Genomic DNA, 4220 nt, shown 5'->3' on the forward strand with positions numbered 1-4220 from the left:
CTCATCCTTTTCATTTGGAATATCTAATTGCACTAATATAATTACATATTTATCATCAAAAATCAAGCATTATTCATTCTTTCTCAATTTTTTTATACATAAAAACTAAACTATCTTTAATCTCAAAACCATTTTTTTGATAAAAGTCTACACTATAAAAATCACGTCCTGTAAGTAAAGTAAAATAATCAACTTCTTTTAATTCCTCAGCTACTGCATTCATTAGTTTACTGCCGATTCCTTGTCTTTGATAATCAGGATCAACATAAAAATCCTCAATCATCAATTCTAAGGTATCGACGTAAGTAACTAAACGGCCACACAAAACACCAACTATTCGATCATCTTGTTTTAAGACATAACAGCGTGTATAGTTACCATCATCTAATTGTTCAATGCGCTGATAGGCTTGATGATAATCCCAAGTTTCATTCCAAGGCGGATTTTTAAAAGCTTTCATCATTACTCTGGCAATCTCATCATAATCATTACAATTTACTTTTCTAATCATCTTTTATTTATCCTTTTTAATCAATAGTCTAATTGCTTCAATTGCAACTTTAATCGCCTGATCAGTATCATGAACTACGGGATTAGTTAGTCCCTGTTTTTCTCTTTCTTGATTAGCTACCGCTAAAAAAACTGCACCACAGCGTACTTTTAAATAACTAGCAACAGTAAATAATGTTGCTGATTCCATTTCCGAAGCCAATGTACCTAATTTTAGCCAGGCTTGCCATTTATTTTCTAATTCATAATTTACCGGTTTACTACCAGGATCATGTTGACCATAGAAAGAATCTTTTGACTGAACCACCCCAACATGAACATATTTATCACTTACTTGATTAGCTGCTTCAACTAACATTTGAGTAATTTGATAATTACTTACTGCCGGGAATTCAATCGGTGCATATTCCCTGCTAGTGCCATCCTGACGAATTGCGCCAGTTGCAATAACAATATCGCCACCTTTAACATCAATGTACATTCCCCCACAAGTACCAACCCGAATAAATGTATCGGCACCTACTTTTACTAATTCCTCCATGGCAATGGCTGCTGAAGGGCCACCAATTCCCGTAGAAGTCACACTAACTTTTACGCCATCTAATTTTCCAGTATAAGTGATATATTCACGATTATCAGCGATTAAAACTGGTTCATCTAAATACTTAGCAATCAATTTACAGCGTTTGGGATCACCAGGCATAATTACATATTTACCAACTTCCCCTTCGCCTACCTGGATATGATATTGCTTTCCATTTTCTGAATAATTCATTTTATCGCCTCCTAAGTTTAGATATCTTCATTATACCATCTTTTAGTTAAGGTAAAAACAGCTAGAAATGCTTATTAGTCTTTTTTAGAATATTTAATCATTAAAATCTTTACTAATGCAAAAAGTAATTCTTCTTTCTTAGAATTACTTTTCACTTAATAAATGATTAATACTCATCATCTAAATCAACAATATCAATGACTTCTAATTCATTAATATATTTTAATTTTTTCATTCCATCTATAAGTTTAATAGTTGTACTTTTACTTTGATGTTTATTATACGAATCACACCCAAAAAATAGTTCTCCTGTCATGTGATTAATCTTAAGTGTCATAGAACTATTACATATTGGACACTTTAAACTTTGATATCTAACCGATGTACTTTCAATCGGTTGATTTACTGCTAACAAAATTGCACAAACACTTTTTGCACCTTTTTCATAAAGAGTTTTAGCAATTTCTTTAATTGTAGATCCAGTTGTATACAAATCATCTAAAACGGCAACTGACTTATTTTCAACATTTGCGAACACTTCATACGCATTTTTTACATTTTGCAATCTAACATAAAAACTTTTCCCTTTTTGAACAAAATTTTTATTACATTTAATAATTTCTTGTAAAAGTATTCCATTATTTTTGGTTTTCTCTAGTTCCAAAGATTTGAAACGATTAAATCTAGCTTCTTCGATTTCATTTGGCTTTAATGGAACATAAGTTAAGATATCTATTTTTTCATTTTGATTAACGCGATAAATAGCTCTATCAAAATAATCATTAATCTGCTTTAATGGTTTCCTTTTAAATTCATTTAATGCTACTGATAAAGCATCATCTTCTAAAAAATGATGCTCTTTTGAATAATATCTTCCACCAAAATATAAATTTATATTTTTTCACTTCCATCATTCAACATTACTGATGAATGGCAATAAATTAATGCTTTTCTTTCATTACCTAAATTTGATGCATAAACTTCTGCACCATATCCTAAATGATCACCACTTAAAATTTTATTTAACTTATCTTCTCTAGCAAATGAAAAATCCGGTATATTTTTTAAATACTTTTCATCCATACTCCTTGCCAGTATTGTTCCAATATGATTTTGTATCATTTCTTTTAAAAAAATAATATTATTTGAAATGGCTATTATAGAATAAGACTCACACTTGGCTTTTTTCATTACTTCTTGTATAAGTTCAAAAATACCAGAATAAAAAATTATATTATCTTCAATTTCATTAGACTGCTGGTTAAATACTTTAAATACTTTTACATTTTCAAGAACGTTTTGATAAGAATAATCCAAATACTTTCGATCAAGAGAATCCCCATCTAATATGATTGCTTTTATATTATCACTGTCAGTCCATTTCCACATCACTTAATTCCTCCATATCTGTTTCATTAAATGTGTTTAAGAGAAGATCATTTTGATTTAATTTCTCAAGGACTTCTTTCAAATTTTTAAATGAATATGCTCCTTTAGAAATATATTTGTTAGGCCAACTAATCAACTGATTATTTAAAGCTGATTGAGGTATTAAGACATCTCTATTTTGTTTTAAAGCATAATCAGCTTGTTTCAATGCCCCACTTGTTTCTCCGGCTTCCATAATTATTGTTGCTATTGAAAGACCACTCATTACTCCATTACGAGTTGGAAAATTCCAACGTTGTACTTTATTGCATGGAGGAAATTGTGAAACAACTAATCCCTTTTTTTCTATTTCAATTTGTAAATCTTTATTTTCTTTTGGGTAATATTGATTAATTGGCGTTCCAATAACCGCAATTGTTTTACCTCCATGTTTTAACGCTGAAGTGTGTGCTGCAGTATCAATGCCTTTTGCTAACCCTGCATTTATTACAATATTTCTTTGTACTAATGATTTAACAATTCGCTCTGTTTTTTTCATTGAATCTGCTGAAGCATTTCTACTACCAACAACGCATACCGATTTTTCATTCAATAAATCAACATTACCTTTCAAAAACAAAAAAGGTGATGCTTCATTTGTTGTATTCAATAATCGCGAATAAATTTCATCTCCTTTTTTTGTAATAATCACGTCTCCATCAAGTAGGATAAAACTATTTTTTACCTTAATATATCGCTCATAAAATTCCTTTTCATTTGTTTGAAGTGTATTGGATAATAAAGGAATATTTTGAGTTAGTTTATTACTAAAACTAAAATCATGAGTTTCCTTAATTTGTTCTATAAATTGACTGGTTCTTCTATCATTTTGATTAAAATACTGTTGAATTGTATAATAAAGTATGACCTCTCTTACAAAGGAATTATCTATATTAAATTGATTCTTTTGTTTTTTTACATTAATATTTGATATATTAACAACTCGACGTTTGTCTAAATCACTTTTCAAAAAAAGCATAACAGATTTACTTATTTTTATTGGTTCTATTTGTTTATCATGAACAAGCTGATTTAACCTTTGAGTTGACACATTAAGATATTCCGCTGCTTCACTTGATGTATAAACATCTTTCATTAACTCTATTATCTCTTTTCTATCCATTATAACCACCCCTAATATAAAAATATTTTATCATCGCTCTTGATGATTATCAAGAGTAATTAAAATGCTTATTCACTTCTTCAACATTTCAGTAAAAAATATTTATAACTTCTTTTTTATACTATATAAATCTATTTAAATTAACTATAACTTAAAAAACTTCCTTTCCTGATAAAAATCCACAATTTCTTATATATTTAAAAATGCCAGAGCTAGCTCTGACATTTTTGCTTGTTTTAATTGTAATCATCTTCGATTGTTGAATCAACATCTTCTTCTGGTTCTTCTGGCGTATCTTCTTCATCATCACTGTAGATATCATTCATATCAATATGAACATCACTAAATTTATGACGACTTCTTAGATCCCAAGCATTTTCACCA

5 protein-coding genes are annotated in these 4220 nt (G+C 29.3%); all 5 read right to left on the minus strand.

Going from position 1 to position 4220, the window contains the following annotated elements:
• Window positions 1-73: 73 nt before the first annotated feature.
• Window positions 74-511: a GNAT family N-acetyltransferase gene (locus J7M77_RS09675; protein ID WP_296877939.1), complete on the minus strand. Its 438-nt coding sequence runs from the start codon at window positions 509-511 to the stop codon at window positions 74-76.
• A gap of 3 nt (window positions 512-514) precedes the next feature.
• Window positions 515-1285, minus strand: a complete 771-nt coding sequence (gene udp, locus J7M77_RS09680) for a uridine phosphorylase (RefSeq protein ID WP_296877941.1) — start codon at window positions 1283-1285, stop codon at window positions 515-517.
• A gap of 166 nt (window positions 1286-1451) precedes the next feature.
• Window positions 1452-1949, minus strand: a complete 498-nt coding sequence (locus J7M77_RS09685) for a hypothetical protein (protein ID WP_296877944.1) — start codon at window positions 1947-1949, stop codon at window positions 1452-1454.
• A gap of 227 nt (window positions 1950-2176) precedes the next feature.
• Window positions 2177-2674: a hypothetical protein gene (locus J7M77_RS09690; RefSeq protein WP_296877946.1), complete on the minus strand. Its 498-nt coding sequence runs from the start codon at window positions 2672-2674 to the stop codon at window positions 2177-2179.
• Window positions 2658-3836, minus strand: a complete 1179-nt coding sequence (locus J7M77_RS09695; protein WP_296877948.1) for a DNA-protecting protein DprA — start codon at window positions 3834-3836, stop codon at window positions 2658-2660. Before J7M77_RS09695 ends, J7M77_RS09690 begins: the two co-directional genes overlap by 17 nt.
• Window positions 3837-4220: the final 384 nt, after the last annotated feature.

The organism is Thomasclavelia sp. (assembly GCF_017889095.1).
GTDB lineage: Bacteria > Bacillota_I > Bacilli_A > Erysipelotrichales > Coprobacillaceae > Thomasclavelia.

What these genes read in the sequence shown, in the direction of transcription:
- J7M77_RS09675 (WP_296877939.1), bottom strand. Translation starts at nt 511, where the DNA reads ATGATTAGAAAAGTAAATTGTAATGATTATGATGAGATTGCCAGAGTA.
- udp (WP_296877941.1), bottom strand. Translation starts at nt 1,285, where the DNA reads ATGAATTATTCAGAAAATGGAAAGCAATATCATATCCAGGTAGGCGAA.
- J7M77_RS09690 (WP_296877946.1), bottom strand. Translation starts at nt 2,674, where the DNA reads ATGTGGAAATGGACTGACAGTGATAATATAAAAGCAATCATATTAGAT.
- J7M77_RS09695 (WP_296877948.1), bottom strand. Translation starts at nt 3,836, where the DNA reads ATGGATAGAAAAGAGATAATAGAGTTAATGAAAGATGTTTATACATCA.